Consider the following 21,031-nt stretch of genomic DNA (forward strand, 5'->3'; position numbering starts at 1 on the left):
GCGCGCTCTGATGACTGAGTATCTGCTGATCCTGGTCAGCACCATACTGGTGAACAATTTTGTGCTGGTTCAGTTTCTTGGACTGTGCCCGTTCATGGGCGTATCCGGGAAGCTGGAAACCGCCATGGGCATGTCATTGGCCACCACGTTTGTGCTGACCCTGGCCTCGGTGTGCAGCTACCTGGCGTATACCTACCTGCTGGAGCCGCTGGACCTGGCGTTCCTGAAAACCATCACGTTCATCCTGGTCATCGCCGTTGTGGTGCAGTTCACGGAGATGGTGGTGCGCAAGACCAGCCCCCTGCTCTATCGGGTATTGGGCATTTTCCTGCCGTTGATCACCACCAACTGTGCGGTTCTGGGTGTTGCCCTGCTCAACCTCAACAAGAACAATAACTTCGTGGAGTCTGTCCTGTACGGATTCGGCGCCGCCGCCGGCTTTTCGCTGGTGCTGGTGCTGTTTGCTGCCATGCGTGAACGCATCGCCGTGGCCGATGTTCCGGTTGCCTTCCGGGGCGCCGCCATTGGCATGGTCACCGCCGGGTTGATGTCTCTGGCTTTCCTGGGCTTTACTGGTCTGGTCAGCGTCTGACGGAGCGATTGTATTATGTGGACGAGCATACTGATTGCCGTACTGGTTCTGCTCGCGCTGGCGGTTGTGTTCGGCGGCCTGCTGGGCTTTGCCGCAGAGCGCTTTCGGGTGGAAGGCAACCCGTTGGTGGACCAGATTGACTCCATGCTTCCCCAAACCCAGTGCGGCCAGTGTGGTTTTCCCGGCTGCCGTCCCTACGCCGAATCCATTGCCAACGGCGATGCCATCAACAAATGCCCTCCGGGCGGTGAAACCACCATCAAGGCACTGGCGGACCTGCTGGACGTGGAGCCACAACCGCTGGACGCGGAACACGGGGTGGAACAGGCCAAGCGTGTTGCGGTGATTCGCGAGGACGAGTGCATTGGTTGCACCAAGTGTATCCAGGCCTGCCCGGTGGACGCCATCCTCGGCGCCGCAAAACACATGCATACCGTAATCGAGAGCGAATGCACCGGCTGTGATCTGTGTTTGGAACCCTGCCCGGTGGACTGTATCGACATGATTACGGTAGAGCCCGACATTCGCTCCTGGACCTGGACACCGCCCAAATCCGGTGTGATTGCCACCGATCGTCAGGGGGCCAACGCCTGATGACACAGCTCTGGGACTTTTCCGGCGGCATCCATCCTGCCGAAAACAAACACCAGTCCACATCACGCCCTATCACTGGCGCCGGCCTGCCAGAGGTTCTGGTATTGCCGTTGCAGCAGCACATAGGCGAGCCGGCCGAAGCCTGTGTGGCAGTCGGCGATCGAGTTCTCAAAGGCCAGAAAGTTGCCGACGTGACCGGCGGCATGGGCGTACCCGTTCACGCGCCGACCTCCGGCACCATTGAATCCGTCAGCCTTCAGCCCGTTCCCCACCCCTCCGGAATGAGCGACTGGTGCATTACCCTCAAGCCCGACGGAAAAGATGAGTGGGCGCCTCTCAACCCGGTAACGAACTACCGGGATCTGGACCGGGAAACGGTGCTCGAACAAATCCGCGACGCCGGCATTTCCGGCATGGGAGGCGCAGGCTTCCCCACAAACATCAAGCTACGCCCGCCGAGGGATCGGAAGGTAAACACGCTGATCCTGAATGGCGCGGAGTGTGAGCCCTACATCACGGCCGACGATATGTCGATGCGGGAGAACGCGGGCGAAATCATTGCCGGGTTACGCATCATGGCGTGGATACTGCGCCCGGAGCGGGTTGTCATCGGCATCGAGAATAACAAGCCAGAGGCCATCTCCGCGCTCAGGAAAGCCGCGGAGGGCACCCAGACAGAGATCGCGGTCATCCCCACCAAATATCCCTCTGGCGGTGAAAAACAGCTGATACAGATCCTGACAGGCATGGAAGTGCCCAGTGGCGGGATTCCAGCGGATATTGGAGTGATGTGCCAGAACGTGGGCACAGCCATCGCCGTATCCGCCGCCATTCATCGGGGCGAGCCGTTGATTTCCCGCGTCACAACGGTCACTGGGTATGCAGTTACCGATCCCGGTAATTTCGAGGTCCTGATCGGCACACCTATCGACTACCTGCTCGCGCAGGCCGGGCAGGAAAACAGCAAGCTCCACCGCCTTGTTCTGGGTGGGCCGATGATGGGCTATACCCTGGAAACGCCAGCCGTACCGGTGGTCAAGACCACCAACTGCGTCATTGCCGCCACTGCCACGGAATTACCGGAGCCGGCTCCGGAACAACCCTGTATTCGCTGCAGCATGTGCGCCGAAGCCTGCCCAATGGAGTTGCTGCCCCAGCAACTGTTCTGGTACTCCAAAGCCGGGGAGTTCGACAAAGCCGAGCACCTGAACCTGTTCGACTGCATCGAATGTGGAGCCTGTTCTTACGTCTGCCCCAGCTCCATTCCGCTGGTGCAGTATTACCGTGCGGCCAAAGGCGAGATACGGGTACAACAGGCTGAACAGCTGAAAGCGGATCGCGCCCGTGAACGTTTTGAAGCCCGTCAGGCGAGACTCGAACGGGAACAGCAGGAAAAAGAGCAGCGGCGCAAAGAACGAGCGAAGGCGGCTGCCGAAGCCCAGGCCAGGAAGCAGGCCGAGGCTGAAAAGGCGGACGCAGAAGGCCAGCCCGCCGATGACCGTGCCGCCAAGGCCGCCCTGGTGCAGGAAGCCCTTGCCCGTAAAAAGGCCAAGAGCCAACAACAGGCCGAAACGAAAGCCGAGACATCTGAAACCAAAGCCGCCAGCGAACCGGCGCCCGATATTGACGCCCTGGAGAAGCAGCTTGCCCAGGCCACCGCAAAGCTGAACACCATGCAAAGCATGCTGGAGGACGCCAGGGCAGAGAATGCGGACAATGTCGAAAAACTCGAGAGAGCCGTCACCAAGAACCACGACCGGGTAAAACGGGCGGAAGAGGCTCTGGCTGAGGCCCGGCAATCTGTGGCGGCCACCGATACCCAAACGACAGACTCATGATGAACAGGCTCCAACGCTAATGGCACTTGCGCAACAGTCCTCGCCCCACGCCCGTAACGCCCGCTCCACGTCACAGGTCATGCTGTGGGTGATTCTGGCGGCCCTGCCCGGCCTGCTGGCACTGACCCTGTTCTTTGGCTGGGGCAATCTGATCAACGTGGTCTGGTGCATCACGGTGGCACTCGCGGCCGAGGCTTCTATCCTCAAGCTTCGCAAGCGCCCGGTGGCGTTCTTCCTGAAAGACAACACCGCCGCGGTCACTGGCCTTTTGCTGGGCCTTTCCCTGCCACAGTTTGCGCCCTGGTGGGTGTCCGCGATTGCCGTCATCGCCGCCATCGTCATGGCCAAGCAGCTCTATGGTGGTTTGGGCTCCAACCCGTTCAATCCTGCCATGGTGGGTTACGCTCTGGTGCTGATCTCGTTCCCCGTGGCCATGACCACCAACTGGGCGCAGCCCGGTCTCCTATGGGAGACCGCTCCGGGGTTTGGCGATACCCTGGCCATGATCGCCTCCGGCCAACAGACAGCGGTAGACGCCTTCACCATGGCCACGCCGCTGGATGAGTACAAACACAAGATTACCACCCACACCGCAGCGGAAGTGCTTGCTCACCCCACCTTCGGTGACGGTGTTGCCCGGGGCTGGGAATGGGTCAACGCCGCGTTCCTCGCCGGTGGCCTGGTTCTTGTCGGCCTGAAGATCATCACCTGGCACATTCCAGTCAGCATGCTGGCGGGCCTCGCGCTTATGAGCCTTGCCTTTGGCAGCAACGCGGACCTGTATGCGCCGCTGTCCATGCACCTGCTGGCAGGGGGCACCATGTTGGGCGCGTTCTTCATTGCCACGGACCCGGTGTCCGCTGCATCCAGTCATCAGGGCAAGCTTATCTATGGAGCGGGTATTGGTATCCTGATCTACCTGATCCGCACCTGGGGCGCCTACCCCGATGCGGTGGCCTTCAGCGTTCTGCTGATGAACTTCGCGGTGCCGTTTATCGACCACTACACGCCGCCCCGTACCTACGGGCATCATAAGCCCCGGCGCGGCATTCCCGGCAAGGGTCAGGGGTAAACCATGGCAGCACTCGCAAAGTCCATCCGTCGCAACGCCATTGGCCTGGGCCTGTTCGCCATCATTACAGGCGGCACCATCGCCATCACCCAGGTCATGACGGCCGAGCGTATACAAGAACAGGCCGCCCGGGCGGAAGCACAGGCGCTGTTTGAGATCATTCCGGAAAACCGGCACGACAATCATCTGCTGACCGACACGGTGCAGCTTCCGGCGGATAACGGAATGAATGCTAACGACCCCGTCACGGCCTGGGTGGCACGTCGCAATGGCCGCCCTACCGGATTGATCATGCCGGTGGTGGCTCCTGACGGTTATTCTGGCAACATTCACCTATTGGTGGGTCTGGATATGAAAGGCACGGTGCTGGGAGTTCGGGTGACCAGCCACCGGGAAACCCCTGGCCTGGGCGACCGCATTGAAACCAAGAAGTCAGACTGGATTCACTCGTTCACCGGCCGGTCCCTTGGCAACCCGGAACCGGAACGCTGGGCTGTCAGGAAAAATGGCGGGGCATTTGACCAGTTCACCGGTGCGACCATCACCCCGAAAGCCGTGGTTAATGCGGTGCAAAAAACACTCATCTATTTCCGTGAGCACCGCAGCGACATTCGCGACATCCTCAATGAACCCGCGTCACCCCGAAGCAGGCCTCTGACGCCCGAGAAAATCGCTGGCCAGACACCAGAACGGGAGCATTCATAACATGGCGACCAAATCCAGCTCAGAGATCATCCGTGACGGGCTTTGGACCAACAACCCTGCCCTGGTTCAGGTGTTGGGACTTTGCCCCCTTCTGGCGGTGACCAGTACCGTCGTCAATGCCATCGGCCTGGGCCTGGCAACGCTGATGGTACTGATGGGCTCGAACCTGGCAGTGTCACTGATCCGCAACTTTGTCAGCGAGTCGGTGCGCCTGCCTGCCTTCGTGATGATCATCGCCTCTTTCGTCACCTGCGCTGAACTGTTGATGCAGGCCTATACCTATGAGCTCTACCAGATCCTGGGTATTTTCATTCCGTTGATTGTGACCAACTGTGCCATTCTGGGCCGTGCGGACGCGTTTGCCTCCAAGAACCCGCCCCTACCCGCCCTGTTGGACGGTGTCATGATGGGTATCGGTTTTCTGGTAGTGCTGATTGCACTCGGCGCCATGCGGGAGCTCGTAGGACAGGGCACCCTGTTTACCGACATGGATCTACTGCTCGGCCCCATGGCGGCAGACTGGGGAATCCGTCCGCTGGAGCAATACCCTGACGTGCTCTTCATGGTGCTGCCACCAGGCGCCTTTGTAGGGCTGGGGCTGCTTATCGCGCTGAAGAATGGCATCGACAATCATCTCAAGGCCCGCCGTACGGCGGCGGAGCCCATCGTGGCCGGTAGCAAGCGAGTGCGGGTAACAGGCCATGTATCCTGAACATCCAATGACCATTACTTTCTCAGCCAGCGGATAACCCATGAACAAGGCAAAACGTACGGAAATCTTTACCCGTTTGCGGGAAGCCAATCCGACACCCACAACCGAGTTGAACTATACCAACCCGTTCGAACTTCTGATCGCGGTGATCCTCTCGGCCCAGGCCACAGACGTCGGTGTAAACAAGGCAACAGCAAAACTATACCCCGTAGCCAACACACCCGAAAAAATCCTCGCGCTGGGAGTGGATGGCCTGAAGGAATACATCAAGACCATCGGGCTGTTTAACAGCAAGGCCGAGAACGTGATCAAGACCTGTCGTGCGCTGATTGAAAAACACGGCGGGGAGGTTCCGGACAACCGGGAAGACCTGGAAGCCCTTCCGGGTGTGGGCCGCAAGACCGCCAACGTGGTTCTGAACACCGCGTTCGGGCAACCGGCAATGGCGGTGGATACCCACATCTTCCGGGTATCGAACAGAACGGGGATTGCGCCGGGCAAGAACGTGCTGGAAGTGGAGAAGCGCCTGATGCGGCTGGTGCCCAGGGAGTTCCTGCTGGATGCCCATCACTGGCTGATCCTTCATGGGCGCTACACCTGTACAGCCAGGAAGCCCAAATGCGGCGCCTGCATCATCGAAGATCTGTGCGAATTCAAGCAGAAACGAGATTACATGGACTGACACCGGCCCCGGACAACCGGAACCGGTGCCCTTACCAGGCGCTTACCGCTGGCCCAGCATCTTCTCTTTCAGATCTTCCTGGGCAGGCTCGTCTGACAACCAGATGCCGAACAGGGCCTTCTTGAACTCCAGGTCGCCAATGGTAGCGCGTTCCTTGCCATTCTTAAGAACGCGCACGCCTTCACCCGGCAGGTAAACAAGATCAAAAACGTCACCGTCCTTGATCTCTTCTGAAAACACATCCAGGAACGCATCCACATCGTCCTTGATCGCGGCCAGGTCTCCCCCTGTGGAATTTTCAAACCCTTCCATTGTGGCGGATTTCATTTTGTCGCTGGTGATCATCCCGGAAATGATGTGCAGGGTGATGGCCTGGGGCTCGTCGGCGTTGATAATGGCCTGACCATCGTCGATGGTCTCGGGCACATACAGACCACCGATATAAAGGTCCATGAACCACTTGGAACGGGTACCCGCACCATTGAGCTTGAGCTCGGTATCCATCGCCGAGTAGGTATCCGGCACGTCAACGCCCTCCACCGTCAGGGCGGCGGCTGGTGTTGTAAGGGCTGCTGTCAGCAGCAGTGATGCAAATCCTGTTGATAGGGCCTTCTTCATCGTCCTTTCCTTATTGATCGTTATTATTGAATGTCTGATTGCACCGGAGTTCGACACCCATATCCCCCTCCGGCCATCCAAGTTTAACAGGGAGCAAACGAACGCTTACGCCGGCTGGTTCTCATTTGGCAACGCAAAAAAAACCGGCCTGCAGACAGCGGGCCGGTTTTTGGTAGTACAGAAGCGATTACTTGAACAGCATGGTTCCCGACAGGCCTTCCTTCTCCAGGATTTCGCGAAGGCGACGTAGCGCCTCCACCTGGATCTGGCGAACCCGCTCACGAGTCAGACCAATCTCCTGGCCCACTTCCTCAAGCGTGCTGATGGGGTAACCCCTCAAGCCAAAGCGGCGGGACAACACTTCCTGCTGTTTGTCACTGAGCTGATCGATCCACTTTTCGACACAGGAGCACATGTTGTTGTCCTGCAGCAGGTCGGCGGGATCGGAGGCGCCTTCGTCGGCGACGGTATCCAGAAGGGATTTTTCGCCGCCGGTACCAATAGGCGTGTCCATGGACGCAACGCGCTCGTTCAGGCCCAGCATCCGCTTAACGTCTGCTACCGGCTTGTCGACCATCCGCGCAATTTCTTCCGCTGACGGCTCGTGGTCCAGCTTCTGGGTAAGCTCCCGTGCCGCGCGCAGGTACAGGTTGAGTTCCTTTACGACGTGGATGGGAAGGCGGATGGTGCGGGTCTGGTTCATGATGGCCCGCTCAATGGTCTGGCGGATCCACCAGGTCGCGTAGGTGGAGAAACGGAAGCCCCTCTCGGGGTCAAACTTCTCTACCGCACGGATAAGCCCAAGGTTACCCTCTTCTATCAGGTCCAACAGTGTCAGACCACGGTTCACGTAACGCCGGGCAATCTTGACCACCAGGCGTAGATTGCTCTCGATCATACGCTTGCGACCAGACTCCTCTCCTTTACGGGCGAGCCGTGCAAAGTACACTTCTTCTTCGGGTGTTAAAAGAGGAGAGAAACCGATTTCGTTGAGATAAAGCTGGGTGGCGTCCAGTTGTTTCTGGCTGGTGAAGTATCGACCCTGGGCCGGGATGTCTTCTTCTGTTTCAACGGCTTCCACTTCGGCCGTTTCTTTTTCTTCTACTTTGTCCTCTGCTAACAGCTGATCATCTGCGTCTTCAACATCTGATACACGATCAATGATGAGTTCTTCATGCTCTGCTGACATAACTCTTTGCCCCGCCTTTCAATGATCCTGGAAATTCGCTCACGTCTTTTTGTTATTGCGAGCGCCTGCTTTCTTCGTGTTCTTGTTCAGGACATTTATTGCTAGCTGTTGACGGTTGCCGGAACCGTCGTTTTTTTATTGTTTGTCTCGACTATTATCTTTCGTTGCCTCTGATTTTCGGTGCCGAACGCCAGGTTTTGTTCTGCCAATCCGTTTCATCGGGCCGGGAGGTAGTGGGCGGGGTCGACCGGGTTGCCATTTTTCCGGATTTCAAAATGCAACTTGGGCCTGTCCGTGCCGCTGTTTCCCAGTTCAGCGATGACCTGTCCGGCTTTAACGTCCTCCCCTTCCTGCACCAGAATCTTCCGGTTGTGAGCATAAGCACTCAAATAGTGCTCGTTGTGGTTCACTATGATCAAGTTGCCATAACCGAGCAACCCACTTCCAGCATAAACGACATTACCACTTGCCGCTGCCCTCACAGAGTCACCTGCTTTTCCAGCAATATCAATACCTTTATTGACTTTCCCGGATGTAGAATAACCTGCAATTACGGTGCCAACGTGGGGCCAGCGCCAGTTGACATTGGATACTGTCTGGCTTTGGCCCGTTAATGGTGACGACTTATCGGGCCGCCGCGAAACCGTCGGCTTTGGCTCCGGTTTGGGAGCAGGCTGTCGCGATGCGGTGCGGGTTGGTGGTCGCGAGACCGACGTTTTACTACTTCCGCCAGTCTGCGCTGTGGATGTTACATTTCCGCGAAGGTCCAGCCTGAGAACCTGCCCTGCCTTGATGTGGTAAGGCGGGCTTATACCATTGGCATTACCTAATTCCCGGTAGTCACGGCCGTACCGCCAGGCGATGCTATAGAGCGTTTCCCCGGATTTGACAACGTGGCGGCCCCAGTACACTGGCGGGTTGTAGAGGTCATCACGGTAGATTGCCTGCGTGTTGCAGCCAGTCAGCAGCATGGCGCCAAAAAGCACAAGCAGAAAGGTGTAGAGGCGCGTCCGTTTTTTTGAACACGGAGAGGCAGGGGCACCGGAGGGGAGCCGCGGGAAGACTGCCGTCGCAGCAATGATGGACCCACGCACTAATCTCAAAAGAATAAAAATACGCCCGTTATTAGTAATTCGTATAAAAAATTCGGCGGTTTATAAAGTGTTTTAAGTAACTTGCTAATTTATTGCACATTTTGGGCATGAAACCAAGTTACCCATCTGTTGCGTTTGTTACTGCCCGAAACAACCGTACGGATGAAAAAGTAACACTTAGTCTCGATACGCCCGTGAACGCCGTCACAACAGCGAGCAGAAAACCAGGCTAGCGGGCGGCGCCAGGCTGCTTTTTCCTGCCCACCCATTCCACCAGCAAAACCAGCAACAGACCGGCGAACGCACAGGTTATCGCCAGCAGTAATTGTGACTCGTCACCGGTCAACTCAGCATAGCCCATCGGACTGACGCTTGCTTCGTTCAGGGGCACCTGCTGGCCGGCACTGTTGGTGCGCCAGCTTAGTGTCTCTTTCCAGGGCCAGACCTTGTTCAGCGCCCCCACCATAAAGCCAGTCAACAACGCCAGCACAAGGTCATGGTAGCGATGGAACGCCCAGGTAATGAGCCGGGCAACCGACAGTAAACCGACCAGGCAACCAACAGCGAAAATCCCGAGGATGCCCAGATCCAGGGAACGTATGGCGTCCAGCACCGGGACGTACATACCCAGAATCACCAGGATAAAACTGCCGGAGATTCCTGGCAGGATCATGGCGCAAATGGCCAGGGCCCCGGCACCGAAGAACACCGGCATCGAGGGCGACAACGGGCTGCCAGACAAAGTCGTTACCCACCAGGCAAAAACGGTTCCCACCGAAAATGGCAACAGCAACATTGGCTCATAACGACGAACCTGACGGCCGACGTGCCACACTGACGCGACGATCAGGCCGAAGAAAAAACTCCAGATAAGGATCGGATAAGCGGCAAGGGCATGACTGATCACGGACGCGAGGGTGGCAATACTGCCCAGGATCCCCGCCAGCAGACACAGTAGGAAGGTGCCGTCACACGCCGCCCAGAATTGCCTCACCTGACCACGGATCAGATGCTGGAAGAAGGCTTGTGGAACAGCATTGATGGCTTCCAGCAACCGGAAGTAAATGCCGGTAATGAATGCAATGGTGCCACCCGACACGCCGGGTACGATATCAGCCGCCCCCATGGCCATGCCCCTCAAAAATACCGCAAAAGGATGATGGGAGTGAGGTACGTCGGCAGAAGACTCAGAGGGGCGTTCTGCGGTCACCGTACAACCCCACCCAACAGGGGCACAAAACGCACCGGTTCAATATCCCTGGTCTCGAAACGGTCGCCCTGGCGTACCATTTCCACCAACATCTGTGTGCCCTCGCCGATCGGCGCCACAATAACGCCTCCATCCGCCAGCTGATCTTTCAGTTCCGGCGGGATCTCACGGGGTGCCGCGGTGACGATGATGCCGTCAAACGGCCCCTGTTCTGGCCACCCCATACCTCCGTCTGCGTGCTTGAGCATCGTGTTACGGTAGCCAAGCTGTCGAAGCCGGTCACGGGCCCGGTCCTGGAGCGGTTTGATGCGCTCAACGCTGAAAACCTGATCCACCAACCCGGCAAGGATCGCGGTCTGGTAGCCCGACCCGGTTCCCAGTTCCAGCACTTTCCGGGGTTTGTGGTGCATCAGGGATTCTGTCATTCGCGCGACAATATAAGGCTGAGACAGGGTCTGACTGTAGCCAATGGGCAGCGCAGTATCTTCGTAGGCCCTATGGGAAAGCGCTTCATCAAGGAAGATGTGACGCGGCACGTCCGCCATGGCCGTAAGCACCTGCTCATCGGCTATACCAGCCTCTCTGAGCCTTTGTATCAGTCGCATACGGGTTCGGCGGGACGTCATTCCAATACCGTCAATCGCTGCCACCATTAACGTCCCTCCCGTCCAGACAGCAACTCAACCCACTCTCGCAGTGGCGACAGTACCTCATGGCGCGTCATATCCACGTGGACGGGAGTGATCGAAACGTAATTCTCGCGCACTGCGTTGAAATCGGTCCCCGGTCCGGCGTCGCTGCCCTTGCCAGCGGCACCGATCCAGTAACGGGACTTGCCCCGGGGGCAGGTCATCGGCACCGCGCCTTCAGCCCGGTCGCGATGGCCAAGCCGGGTCACGCGGAAGCCGGCAATCTCTTCCCATGGCACATCGGGAACGTTCACATTGAGAATGCATCGAGGACCAAGAGTTAACGGCTGATCGCTTTCCAGCAACGCGCGAACAACCCTGGCCGCCGTTTCGTAGTGGAAACGGCCTTCGTTCACCAGCGATACCGCTATTGCTGGCAACCCCAGGTTTCTGCCCTCGGTGGCAGCGGCCACCGTACCCGAATAGATAATATCGTCGCCAAGGTTGGCGTGGGTATTGATGCCCGAGACCACTCGATCAAACGGCTCTTCAAACAGCCCGTTAACCGCAAGGTGAACGCAATCTGTCGGGGTCCCGTCCACGGACCGGAAGCCATTGGGATGGTCTTCCACCGTTAGCGGGCGGCTCAGCGTCAAGGCATTGCTGGCACCGCTATGGTCCCTATCCGGCGCCACAACTTCAAGATGGCCCAGCCCCTGGAGCCCGTCGTGTAGGGCCTGAAGACCAGGCGAATGAACGCCATCATCATTGGACAACAGAATTCGCACAATTTTCTCCAATAAACGTGGTTGCGTCCGTTATATCAAACACATCGTCCAGCAACGTTGTTGCGTATTGCCCCGGCGCAAGCCGGAACGACAACCGCAACTGGTCATTGCCGTTCCAATGCCACTCCAGACCTTCCGGTTTCAGGCTCAGCGGCCGACGCTCAGGCTTCATGCGGGTGGTTGAAAACACCGCTGCCAGCTGCGGGTGCTCCGCAACCACGGAACGCTCGATTTCGCCCTGGACCGACACTGCCTCGGTGCCACCGTCGCCCCAGAGAGGACCTGTCACCATCAGGTTCTGATTTTCACATGCGCCAGGCTCTCCCTCCAGAGGTTCCAGCCAGGTGCCAGTCTCAACACGATGGGCGAGCACCTCGTTGAATAACCACGAACGTGCCGCCGAAAAGTACAATACGTTCTTACTGTCGCGACTGCCAGAGGTTGACCGCCCTCGCCCACGCTTTTTGACATTGCGACCACTCCGACGGTTCAGTGTTGTCGGGTCCATGGTCAGCGCCCTATCCAGATTGGCACCGCCATGGCCAAACCGTTGCGAACCGAAATAATTCGGGCATCCGAGGTCCCGCAACCGGGCCAGAGCCGCATCGATAGCAGATGTGTCGCCGACCACGTCCTTTAGCACCAGCTCAAACCGGTTGCCCTGATGATCGCCCCGCCTCAGTTTTCGAGCCTGGCGGTACTGAGCCAATACCGGCCAGTGTTCCTCCACCGCCTGGATGAACGCCCCATCGTCGTCTTCCTGTCCCGGCCGATAAAGGCTAAACCACTGACGCGTGACCGCATGACGGTCCTTCAGCCCGCAAAAACCCACGTCGAAATGCCGACAGCCGCAGATATTAGCAAGCTGCCGCGCCACGTAGTCGGTGTTGTCCCCAACTTTTTCCAGACGCAGGCACAGGTGCTCTCCCCCGCCGCCACTGTCATCGGGCATAGACAGCTCTTCATCCACGAAAAAGTCGCCGGGGAGCGATTTGATACGCGCCGAAGCCACCCGAGAGCCCGAGGAGGTTGGCCAGTCGAGTCGCCAGCCGTTGGAAGCGTGCTGAGCATCCGTCATGATGAAACCGGCTCCAGCAGGCAAACCGCCTGGCACGCAATGCCCTCACCGCGGCCGGCAAAGCCCAGCTTTTCGGTGGTGGTCGCCTTGACGCTGACCCGGCTCGCCGGGATGGCAAGATCCTCGGCAATGGTCAACCGCATGGCCTCAATATGGGGCGCCATTTTCGGGGCCTGGGCAATAATGGTGGCATCCACGTTACCGACACCAAACCCTTCACCGGCAACACGCTCCATCACACGGCGCAGCAAGTCCCGGCTGTCCGCTCCCGCCCACTCATCACTGGTATCGGGAAACAGATGACCGATGTCGCCTAGGGCCACGGCACCCAACAGGGCATCTGCAAGGGCGTGCAAAAGCACGTCCCCGTCGGAATGGGCCTTGAGGGCATGGGTGTGCGGAATGGTCACACCGCCAATAACGACTTGATTTCCCTCACAGAAAGCATGGACATCAAAGCCCTGCCCGATTCGCATAGTGCTGTTTCCTTTTCAATCAGTAACGATGCAGGCTTGCCGCTAGAGACGGCTGAGGATAAAACCGGCCAGTGCCAGATCAGCGGGTACCGTAATCTTTATATTATCCGGTCGCCCCTCAACGATACAGGGAACATTGCCTGCGTATTCCATGGCCGAGGCTTCATCGGTCACCGGGTAACCTGACGCAATGGCAGCTTTCAGAGCCATCCTCAAGGCGCCACAACGGAACATTTGAGGAGTCAGGGCGCGCCACAGATGACGACGGTCGATGGTTGTCTCCACCTGATTGCTGTCACTTGCCACAAGTTTGAGCGTATCGGCCACCGGCGTCGCCAGCAAGCCACCCACAGGGTGATCCTGAAGTTGGGTCAGCAATCGTTCGAGGTCATTGGGATGCAGGCAAGGCCGGGCGGCATCGTGTACCAGCACCCAATCGTCGTCATCCGCCCGAGAGGCCAGTGCCTCAAGTGCAGACAATACCGAATCCGCACGCTCCGCGCCCCCGGCACAGGACTCTATACGTGCGTCAGAACTGGCTGCAGTTTCCGGCCACCAGGGATCGTCCGCGCGAATAGCGACCACACAACCTGAAAAATCAGCATTGTCCAATAACCTGGAGAGAGTGATATCAAGGATATACTGATGGTCCAGCCTGAGATACTGCTTCGGGCAGTCTGCCTTCATTCGCTGGCCGGAACCGGCGGCGGGAACAATCAACCAATAGCGGGGTTTACTCATGGACGTGGTCAGCTTTGATCGGCCTGGCTTGCGGCTGGGTTACTGCTCGACCACCAGGAAGAAGGTTTCATCGTTGCGGATCAGCCCCAGGTTCATGCGGGCACGTTCTTCAACCGCACCTTTCTCGCCGCGGAGGTTACGAACTTCCGCATAGAGACGCTCATTGCGGGCTGAAAGCTCGGCGTTTTCCTCGCGCTGCTCGGCAATGGCGTTCTCCAGTCCCCATACCTGGGCAAAACTACCCTCCCCAACCCACAGGCGCACCTGCAGCAGGAGAATAAGAATAATCATGATGGACCAGAGTAACTTCATTGCGAATTCCGTTTACGATGCATCAACCGGACAGTAAGTATAGACCTTAGTGTAGTTTAGCAACAAGTTCTGCTAACCAGTTGTACAAAAAGGCCATCATGCCTCACATTTTGAGGATCACGATGGCCTTTCCGGATCGGTTACCTGTCAGCATCCCGCCGACAGGGCATCCTTCACAGGCGATTAGCCCTGGCCTTTGATCTCGCTCAGGCCACGATAGGGAGCCTTGCCATCCAGCGCTTCCTCAATTCGAAGCAGCTGGTTGTACTTGGCAACCCGGTCAGAGCGGCACAGGGAGCCGGTCTTGATCTGACCCGCACAGGTAGCCACCGCCAGATCGGCGATGGTGGTGTCTTCAGTTTCACCGGAGCGGTGGGAAATCACCGCCGTGTAACCCGCATCCTGAGCCATCTTGATGGCGTCCAGAGTTTCGCTCAGGCTACCAATCTGGTTGAACTTGATCAGGATGGAGTTACCAATGCTCTTGTCGATACCCTGCTTGAGGATTTTGGTATTGGTCACGAACAGGTCGTCACCTACCAGCTGAACCTTGTCACCCAACTTCTCAGTCAGCACTTTCCAGCCGTCCCAATCGCTCTCATCCATACCGTCTTCGATAGACACAATCGGATAACGCTCGCACAGACCAGCGAGATAGTCGGCGAAACCGGCGGAATCAAAGGACTTGCCCTCACCGGAAAGCTGGTACTGACCATCCTTATAGAACTCGGAAGAGGCACAGTCCAGCGCCAGGGTCACATCAGTACCCAGCTTGTAGCCAGCCTTCTCCACCGCTTCCTGGATCACCGCCAGAGCGCCTTCGTTGGAAGGCAGATCCGGTGCAAAACCACCTTCGTCACCCACGGCGGTGTTAAGGCCTTTGCTGTTCAGCACTTTCTTCAGCGCGTGGAAAATTTCCGCACCAATGCGCAGCGCTTCGGCAAATGACTTCGCAGCCACCGGCTGGACCATAAATTCCTGGATATCGACGTTGTTGTCTGCGTGCTCGCCACCGTTGAGGATATTCATCATCGGCACCGGCATACTGTACTTGCCGGAGGTGCCGTTCAGGTCCGCAATGTGAGCATACAGCGGCTTGCCCAGTGAAGCGGCAGCGGCTTTGGCAGCCGCCAGGGAGACAGCCAGAATAGCGTTGGCGCCCAGGTTGGCTTTGTTCTCAGTGCCGTCCAACTCAAGCATGATGTTGTCGAGAGCACGCTGATCAGCTGCGTCTTTACCAATCAGGGCATCGCGAATCTTGGCGTTTACCGCCTCAACAGCTTTCAGAACGCCCTTACCCAGATAGCGGCTCGTATCCTTGTCACGAAGCTCCAGAGCTTCGCGTGAACCCGTCGACGCACCAGAGGGGGCGCAAGCACTGCCGATGGTGCCGTCCTCAAGAATCACGTCCGCTTCAACCGTGGGGTTCCCGCGAGAATCCAGTACTTCACGGCCTTTAATGTTGGCAATCTTGGTCATTCTTCTCTGTCTCCAAGTTTGATTTCAAAATTGGGAGTAAGAGCGAGCGGGAACGGCCCTACGAAAAACGCTACAAGCACATCCCTGTGCGCTTGGGCTCCGCCATCCATGGCTCCGCACATTTTCGTAGGGCCGTTCCCGCTCACTCCCATAGTCCTTCTGGAACGCAAAAAAACCGCCAATCAGGCGGTATCAATAGGTTTGAAACTCTTCACAAGGTCATCAACGGCCTTCACCCGGGCCAGGAACGGCTCAAGCTGGCTCAGGCGGAGAGCACAGGGCCCGTCGCACTTGGCTTGATCCGGGTCGGGATGTGCCTCAAGGAACAGACCCGCAAGCCCTTGGGACATGCCCGCCAGGGCCAGGTCGGTTACTTGGGCTCGGCGGCCACCGGCTGAATCCGCGCGACCACCGGGCATCTGCAAGGCGTGAGTGACGTCAAACATCACCGGCACATTCATGGACTTCATGATACCGAAGCCCAACATATCCACCACAAGGTTGTTGTACCCGAAGCTGGTGCCGCGCTCACACAGGATCACCTTGTCGTTACCGGCTTCCCCGCACTTCGCAATGATGTGCTTCATTTCCTGTGGCGCCAGGAACTGGGCCTTCTTGATGTTGATGACCGCTCCGGTTTCTGCCATGGCAACAACAAGATCCGTCTGTCGGCTCAGGAAAGCCGGCAATTGGATGATATCGCAAACTTCTGCGGCAGGTGCAGCCTGCTCAGGCTCGTGAACATCGGAAATGATAGGGACACCGAACTTGCTCTTGATGTCCGCCAGAATCTGCAGCCCCTTCTCAAGACCGGGGCCGCGGAAGGAATGCACGGAAGAGCGGTTGGCCTTGTCGAATGACGCTTTGAATACGTAGGGAATCCCGAGCTTGCTGGTGGCCTCGACGTACGCCTCGGCCACTTCCATCGCCATTTCGGCAGATTCCAGCACGTTCATGCCACCGAACAACACGAACGGCTTATCGTTGGCAACCTCGATTCCCGAGACGTTCACCGTACTCTGCGCCATGATCAGGATTCCTTTTTACGGGCCAGGGCTGCCTCAACAAAACCCTTGAACAGCGGATGGCCGTCCCGCGGCGTGGAGGTAAATTCCGGGTGGAACTGGCAAGCCACAAACCAGGGGTGATCAGGCACTTCCACAACCTCAACCAGTTTGCCGTCGGTGGAACGACCGGAAATTCTCAGGCCGGCGCCTTCCAGCTGTGGCAGGAAATGATTGTTCACTTCGAAACGATGACGGTGGCGCTCACGGATGGTCTTACGACCGTAACAGTTGGCGATGGTGGAACCTTCAGCGACCACGCAGTCCTGAGCGCCCAGGCGCATGGTGCCGCCCAGATCAGACTCTTCGGTGCGCTCCTCTTTCTCGCCGCTGGCATCCAGCCACTCCGTGATCAGCCCCACAACCGGCTCCGGGGTGTGTTCGCGGAATTCGGTGCTGTGGGCATCTTTCAGGCCCGCCACGTTGCGGGCGTATTCAATAACGGCCACCTGCATACCCAGGCAGATACCCAGGTACGGAACCTTGTTTTCGCGGGCGTACTGCACCGTGCGGATCTTGCCTTCGACACCGCGTTCACCAAAGCCACCTGGAACCAGAATGGCATCGGCACTGGCCAGCGCACCGGTACCATCGCGCTCGATGTCTTCGGAGTCAATGTAGTTCATACGGACTTTGGTGCGGGTCTTGATACCGGCATGCAGGAGCGACTCGATCAACGATTTGTAGGCGTCCAGCAACTCCATGTACTTGCCGACCATGGCGATAGTAACTTCACCTTCCGGATTCATCAGGGACTCAACGACCGCATCCCATTCGCCCAGGTTGGCCGGGCTGGCATCCAGACTGAAACGCTCAATAACCAGCTGGTCCAGACCAAATTCGTGCAGCATGCGCGGAATGGCGTAGATGGACTTGGCATCCTGCAACGGAATGACCGCCCGCTCTTCCACGTTGGTGAACAGTGCGATCTTACGACGGGAACTGGCGTCCACTTCGTGCTCCGAACGGCACAGCAGAATATCCGGCTGCAGGCCGATGGAACGCATTTCCTTTACCGAGTGCTGGGTAGGTTTGGTCTTGATCTCACCGGCCGTGGCGATGTAGGGAACCAGGGTCAGGTGCATGAACAACGCACGCTGCGGGCCAACTTCCACCTTCAACTGGCGGCAGGCCTCAAGGAATGGCAGCGATTCAATATCGCCCACCGTGCCGCCGATTTCGATCAGTGCCACATCGGCGCCGGAAGCGCCTTCAACCACACGACGCTTGATCTCGTCCGTGATGTGGGGAATCACCTGAACCGTACCACCGAGGTAATCACCCCGGCGCTCCTTACGAATCACTTCCTCGTAGACGCGACCGGTGGTGAAATTGTTCCGGCGTGACATCGGCGTGCGAATAAATCGCTCGTAGTGCCCCAGGTCCAGATCGGTTTCCGCGCCATCTTCGGTGACAAAAACTTCACCGTGCTGGAACGGACTCATGGTGCCGGGGTCCACGTTGATGTACGGGTCCAGCTTGAGAATAGTGACCTTCAGGCCGCGTGCCTCTAGGATCGCAGCCAGAGAGGCCGATGCGATACCTTTCCCCAAGGAGGACACGACACCGCCGGTGACGAAAATATAACGCGTCATGCAGATTCCGTGATTTGTCTGGTTCGGTGAAGGAGGGAGATTGTCATCTCAAGATGGGACGCCAGACTACCAGAAAGGCGCCACCTTCTCAATTACATTCCCGCTCCACAACAATCCGCCAGCCACTGGCCGGGGCCTCTCCACAGTATTTGCCGGAAACCCACAAGTCGCCAGCTCCGACCACTTCTTCATGGCCGTCCACCAGCTCAAGAAGCAGCGGTAGCCGGGCTCTTTCCCAGGGTGGAACATTTTTTTCCTGAAGCCAGTTCTTCAATAATTTCGACGGGCCGCCAGGGGCTGGGCGGATGCGTTCGCCCCCTGCCCTCGTAGATACCCTTATTTCCGGCGCCGGTGTTTTAGGCTTACCTGACGCCGCCAGCGTCAATCGCCATCCACCCCACGATAGCGCCTGATCCGGAACCAGGACAGGCTTTCCGGCAGGCAATTTCGTGAACTCGGGAACCAGGTACAGGCACCCCCGAAAACGTCGAATCACGAACCCCGTTCCCCGAAGCTCCGGCTCCCTGTCCGCCGGCGAGCTCAGAAAATCTTCCAGAACCTGCGGCCAGTCTGCAATGGCGGGGGGCTGATAACGAAAATACCTTGCCCACCAGCGCAGCAGGTTTTTCTGCTCCGCCAGAGACAGTGCACCGAGCGCACTCAAACAAAGCTCACCAGAAGGCCCGGCACATTGTTTAAAGTGGATTTCCGCCAGCTTTGCAGCCAACTCGTCCCCCTCTCGACACGAATGGGCGGTATGCCCCATACGACTGATCAGCGACGGCCAGCGTGACTTGAGGAGAGGAAAAATCGACGTACGGAGAAAGTTGCGATCAAAGCGCTCATCGATATTACTGGGATCTTCCATCCACTCGATACCGTGCTGAACTGCCCATCCGTGAAGCTCTGCGCGACTGAAATCAAGCAGTGGTCGATACAGCCGACCAGCACCCAGAGGGCGTGTCACCGGCATACCACCCAGCCCCGCCATGCCAGTCCCGCGCAACAACCGAAACAGCACTGTTTCAGCCTGATCATCACCATGATGGGCCATCAACAGTAACTCTCCCGGCGCCAGAACCTCCTCAAACACCTGGTAACGCGCATTCCGGGCGGCTTCCTCAACACCGCCGCCGCTAGCGCCAATATCCGAAGATTCGCGACCGCTGACGGTGACACGGTGACTGTCGAGTGGCACACCAAGCTGCTGGCAAATCGATCGACAGAAACGCTCGGTTTGATCGGCGTTGGGCTGCAACTGATGGTTGATATGAACCGCAGAAATCTGGCCTCTATGGGCGTACAGCCAGGTGGCAACATGAAGAAGCAGAACGGAGTCCATGCCACCGCTGAGGGCAATGCGAAGGTGTGAATGATCAGGCAGGTGCCTGACCGGAGTACATAGCACCTCCGGCCAGTCTCTTCCGGAGCCGGGGTTACCGGCCGGTGTCATATCGGGTCAACCGCTCGTAGCGGCGGGACACCAGTTCGTCGGCCGGCAGGCGACTGAGTTCGGCAATGCCCTTACTCAGGGTCTCACGCAGCGATTCTGCCATTTCTTCCGGGCTGCGATGCGCCCCGCCCAGCGGTTCTGTAATAACGTTGTCCGCCAGCCCAAGATCCTTCAGTCGGTCGGCGGTCACGCCCATCGCTTCTGCCGCCTGGGAAGCGTATTCCGCACTCTTCCACAGGATTGACGCGCAGCCTTCGGGTGAAATGACTGCATAGGTGGAATATTGAAGCATATTCAACTGATCGCACACGCCGATGGCCAAAGCACCGCCAGAGCCACCCTCGCCTACCACCGTGGAAATAATCGGCGTCTTCAGGCGGGACATGACGGCCAGGTTGAAGGCGATCGCTTCACTCTGGCCGCGCTCTTCGGCTCCGATACCTGGATAGGCACCCGGGGTATCAATAAAGGTCAGGATTGGCATGCGAAAACGCTCTGCCATCTCCATCAGCCGCAAAGCCTTACGGTACCCTTCCGGGCGCGGCATACCGAAATTCCGCTTTACCTTGTCGCGTACTTCCCGGCCTTTCTGGTGACCAATCACCATGACTGGCTTGCCATCCAGGCGGGCAGTGCCACCGACGATGGCCTGATCATCCGCATAACGACGGTCACCGTGCAACTCGTCGAAGTCGTCAAAGATCATGTCAACGTAGTCGAGGGTATAGGGCCGGCGGGGATGACGAGCCAGGCGGGCCACGTCCCAGGGCTTGAGGTTCGAGAAGATGCTTTCAGTCAGGCTAACACTCTTCTTGCGCAGCCGGCTGATCTCATCGGTGATGTTAATATCGGTATCATTTCCCACCATGCGAAGCTCTTCAATCTTGGCTTCAAGGTCGGCAATCGGTTGTTCGAAATCCAGATAATTAGGGTTCATGATGTTCCATCATTTGCTTGCAAGGCGAGAATGTAAGTCGCCAAACCAGAATTTTGGACAAAGATAGCAGCGCCTGAGCATTGGCTAAAGCGGACCTTCGTATGAGTCCGCTTTCTGACAAAAACGTCATTATTCAACGTGTCCGCCATACCCGGGATGAACCTTGCCGGATA

The 21,031-nt window shown here is 57.8% G+C and carries 22 protein-coding genes; 7 read left to right on the plus strand and 15 right to left on the minus strand.

Annotation, left to right across the window (positions count from 1 at the left end; genetic code table 11):
• Positions 1-10 precede the first annotated feature (10 nt).
• From rsxA to nth, 7 genes are read left to right on the plus strand one after another with little or no spacing between them, the layout of a single operon-like run.
• A complete protein-coding gene (rsxA, locus tag B2590_RS01115) occupies positions 11-592 on the plus strand; it encodes an electron transport complex subunit RsxA (RefSeq protein WP_007155451.1) in 582 nt (193 codons plus the stop codon).
• A gap of 15 nt (positions 593-607) precedes the next feature.
• Entirely contained in the window at positions 608-1,186 is a 579-nt protein-coding gene (gene rsxB, locus B2590_RS01120) for an electron transport complex subunit RsxB (protein ID WP_286847783.1), read from the plus strand.
• Positions 1,186-3,024: an electron transport complex subunit RsxC gene (gene rsxC, locus B2590_RS01125; RefSeq protein WP_286811122.1), complete on the plus strand. Its 1,839-nt coding sequence runs from the start codon at positions 1,186-1,188 to the stop codon at positions 3,022-3,024. The genes rsxB and rsxC overlap by 1 nt, the downstream gene beginning before the upstream one ends.
• Before the next feature lie 19 nt (positions 3,025-3,043).
• Positions 3,044-4,096 carry an electron transport complex subunit RsxD gene (gene rsxD, locus B2590_RS01130; RefSeq protein WP_199448856.1) on the plus strand — a complete coding sequence of 351 codons (1,053 nt, stop codon included), beginning with the start codon at positions 3,044-3,046 and terminating at the stop codon, positions 4,094-4,096.
• A 3-nt stretch (positions 4,097-4,099) separates the two neighbouring features.
• Positions 4,100-4,801: an electron transport complex subunit RsxG gene (gene rsxG, locus B2590_RS01135; RefSeq protein ID WP_199448855.1), complete on the plus strand. Its 702-nt coding sequence runs from the start codon at positions 4,100-4,102 to the stop codon at positions 4,799-4,801.
• Between the two features lies 1 nt (position 4,802).
• Positions 4,803-5,513: an electron transport complex subunit E gene (locus tag B2590_RS01140; RefSeq protein ID WP_036206662.1), complete on the plus strand. Its 711-nt coding sequence runs from the start codon at positions 4,803-4,805 to the stop codon at positions 5,511-5,513.
• A 40-nt stretch (positions 5,514-5,553) separates the two neighbouring features.
• Positions 5,554-6,195, plus strand: coding sequence for an endonuclease III (nth, locus tag B2590_RS01145; protein WP_036206660.1), 642 nt, complete (start codon positions 5,554-5,556; stop codon positions 6,193-6,195).
• A 42-nt stretch (positions 6,196-6,237) separates the two neighbouring features.
• Here the strand turns inward: nth and B2590_RS01150 are convergent, their stop codons facing one another.
• From B2590_RS01150 to accA, 15 genes are all read right to left on the minus strand, one after another.
• On the minus strand, positions 6,238-6,813 hold the full coding sequence (locus B2590_RS01150) for a chalcone isomerase family protein (RefSeq protein ID WP_036206658.1): 576 nt from the start codon (positions 6,811-6,813) through the stop codon (positions 6,238-6,240).
• Between the two features lie 187 nt (positions 6,814-7,000).
• Positions 7,001-8,002 carry an RNA polymerase sigma factor RpoS gene (rpoS, locus tag B2590_RS01155; protein ID WP_036206655.1) on the minus strand — a complete coding sequence of 334 codons (1,002 nt, stop codon included), beginning with the start codon at positions 8,000-8,002 and terminating at the stop codon, positions 7,001-7,003.
• Between the two features lie 215 nt (positions 8,003-8,217).
• The gene (locus B2590_RS01160) at positions 8,218-8,973 is read right to left on the minus strand and encodes a peptidoglycan DD-metalloendopeptidase family protein (protein WP_174447636.1); all 756 of its coding nucleotides are present in this window, start codon (positions 8,971-8,973) and stop codon (positions 8,218-8,220) included.
• A gap of 352 nt (positions 8,974-9,325) precedes the next feature.
• The gene (locus B2590_RS01165; protein ID WP_349677122.1) at positions 9,326-10,228 is read right to left on the minus strand and encodes a DUF368 domain-containing protein; all 903 of its coding nucleotides are present in this window, start codon (positions 10,226-10,228) and stop codon (positions 9,326-9,328) included.
• Between the two features lie 74 nt (positions 10,229-10,302).
• Positions 10,303-10,959 (minus strand): protein-L-isoaspartate(D-aspartate) O-methyltransferase, encoded by a 657-nt coding sequence (locus tag B2590_RS01170; RefSeq protein WP_036206648.1) that lies wholly within the window; start codon positions 10,957-10,959, stop codon positions 10,303-10,305.
• Positions 10,959-11,723: a 5'/3'-nucleotidase SurE gene (surE, locus tag B2590_RS01175; RefSeq protein ID WP_036206645.1), complete on the minus strand. Its 765-nt coding sequence runs from the start codon at positions 11,721-11,723 to the stop codon at positions 10,959-10,961. The genes B2590_RS01170 and surE overlap by 1 nt, the downstream gene beginning before the upstream one ends.
• Positions 11,701-12,801 carry a tRNA pseudouridine(13) synthase TruD gene (gene truD, locus B2590_RS01180; RefSeq protein WP_286847785.1) on the minus strand — a complete coding sequence of 367 codons (1,101 nt, stop codon included), beginning with the start codon at positions 12,799-12,801 and terminating at the stop codon, positions 11,701-11,703. The genes surE and truD overlap by 23 nt, the downstream gene beginning before the upstream one ends.
• Positions 12,798-13,277 carry a 2-C-methyl-D-erythritol 2,4-cyclodiphosphate synthase gene (ispF, locus tag B2590_RS01185; protein ID WP_036206639.1) on the minus strand — a complete coding sequence of 160 codons (480 nt, stop codon included), beginning with the start codon at positions 13,275-13,277 and terminating at the stop codon, positions 12,798-12,800. The genes truD and ispF overlap by 4 nt, the downstream gene beginning before the upstream one ends.
• Positions 13,278-13,319: 42 nt before the next feature.
• Positions 13,320-14,018 (minus strand): 2-C-methyl-D-erythritol 4-phosphate cytidylyltransferase, encoded by a 699-nt coding sequence (ispD, locus tag B2590_RS01190; RefSeq protein WP_036206636.1) that lies wholly within the window; start codon positions 14,016-14,018, stop codon positions 13,320-13,322.
• Between the two features lie 39 nt (positions 14,019-14,057).
• The gene (locus B2590_RS01195) at positions 14,058-14,330 is read right to left on the minus strand and encodes a septum formation initiator family protein (RefSeq protein WP_036206633.1); all 273 of its coding nucleotides are present in this window, start codon (positions 14,328-14,330) and stop codon (positions 14,058-14,060) included.
• A gap of 183 nt (positions 14,331-14,513) precedes the next feature.
• Positions 14,514-15,809 (minus strand): phosphopyruvate hydratase, encoded by a 1,296-nt coding sequence (eno, locus tag B2590_RS01200; protein ID WP_085681114.1) that lies wholly within the window; start codon positions 15,807-15,809, stop codon positions 14,514-14,516.
• A gap of 182 nt (positions 15,810-15,991) precedes the next feature.
• A complete protein-coding gene (gene kdsA / locus B2590_RS01205) occupies positions 15,992-16,837 on the minus strand; it encodes a 3-deoxy-8-phosphooctulonate synthase (protein WP_041334993.1) in 846 nt (281 codons plus the stop codon).
• Positions 16,838-16,839: 2 nt separating this feature from the next.
• The gene (locus B2590_RS01210) at positions 16,840-18,468 is read right to left on the minus strand and encodes a CTP synthase (RefSeq protein WP_036206623.1); all 1,629 of its coding nucleotides are present in this window, start codon (positions 18,466-18,468) and stop codon (positions 16,840-16,842) included.
• A gap of 88 nt (positions 18,469-18,556) precedes the next feature.
• Complete coding sequence (tilS, locus tag B2590_RS01215) at positions 18,557-19,921, minus strand: tRNA lysidine(34) synthetase TilS (protein ID WP_286811150.1); 1,365 nt, start codon at positions 19,919-19,921, stop codon at positions 18,557-18,559.
• On the minus strand, positions 19,905-20,858 hold the full coding sequence (gene accA, locus B2590_RS01220) for an acetyl-CoA carboxylase carboxyl transferase subunit alpha (protein ID WP_036206618.1): 954 nt from the start codon (positions 20,856-20,858) through the stop codon (positions 19,905-19,907). The genes tilS and accA overlap by 17 nt, the downstream gene beginning before the upstream one ends.
• Positions 20,859-21,031: the final 173 nt, after the last annotated feature.

This window comes from Marinobacter sp. UBA3604 (assembly GCF_002375325.1).
GTDB lineage: Bacteria > Pseudomonadota > Gammaproteobacteria > Pseudomonadales > Oleiphilaceae > Marinobacter > Marinobacter salarius.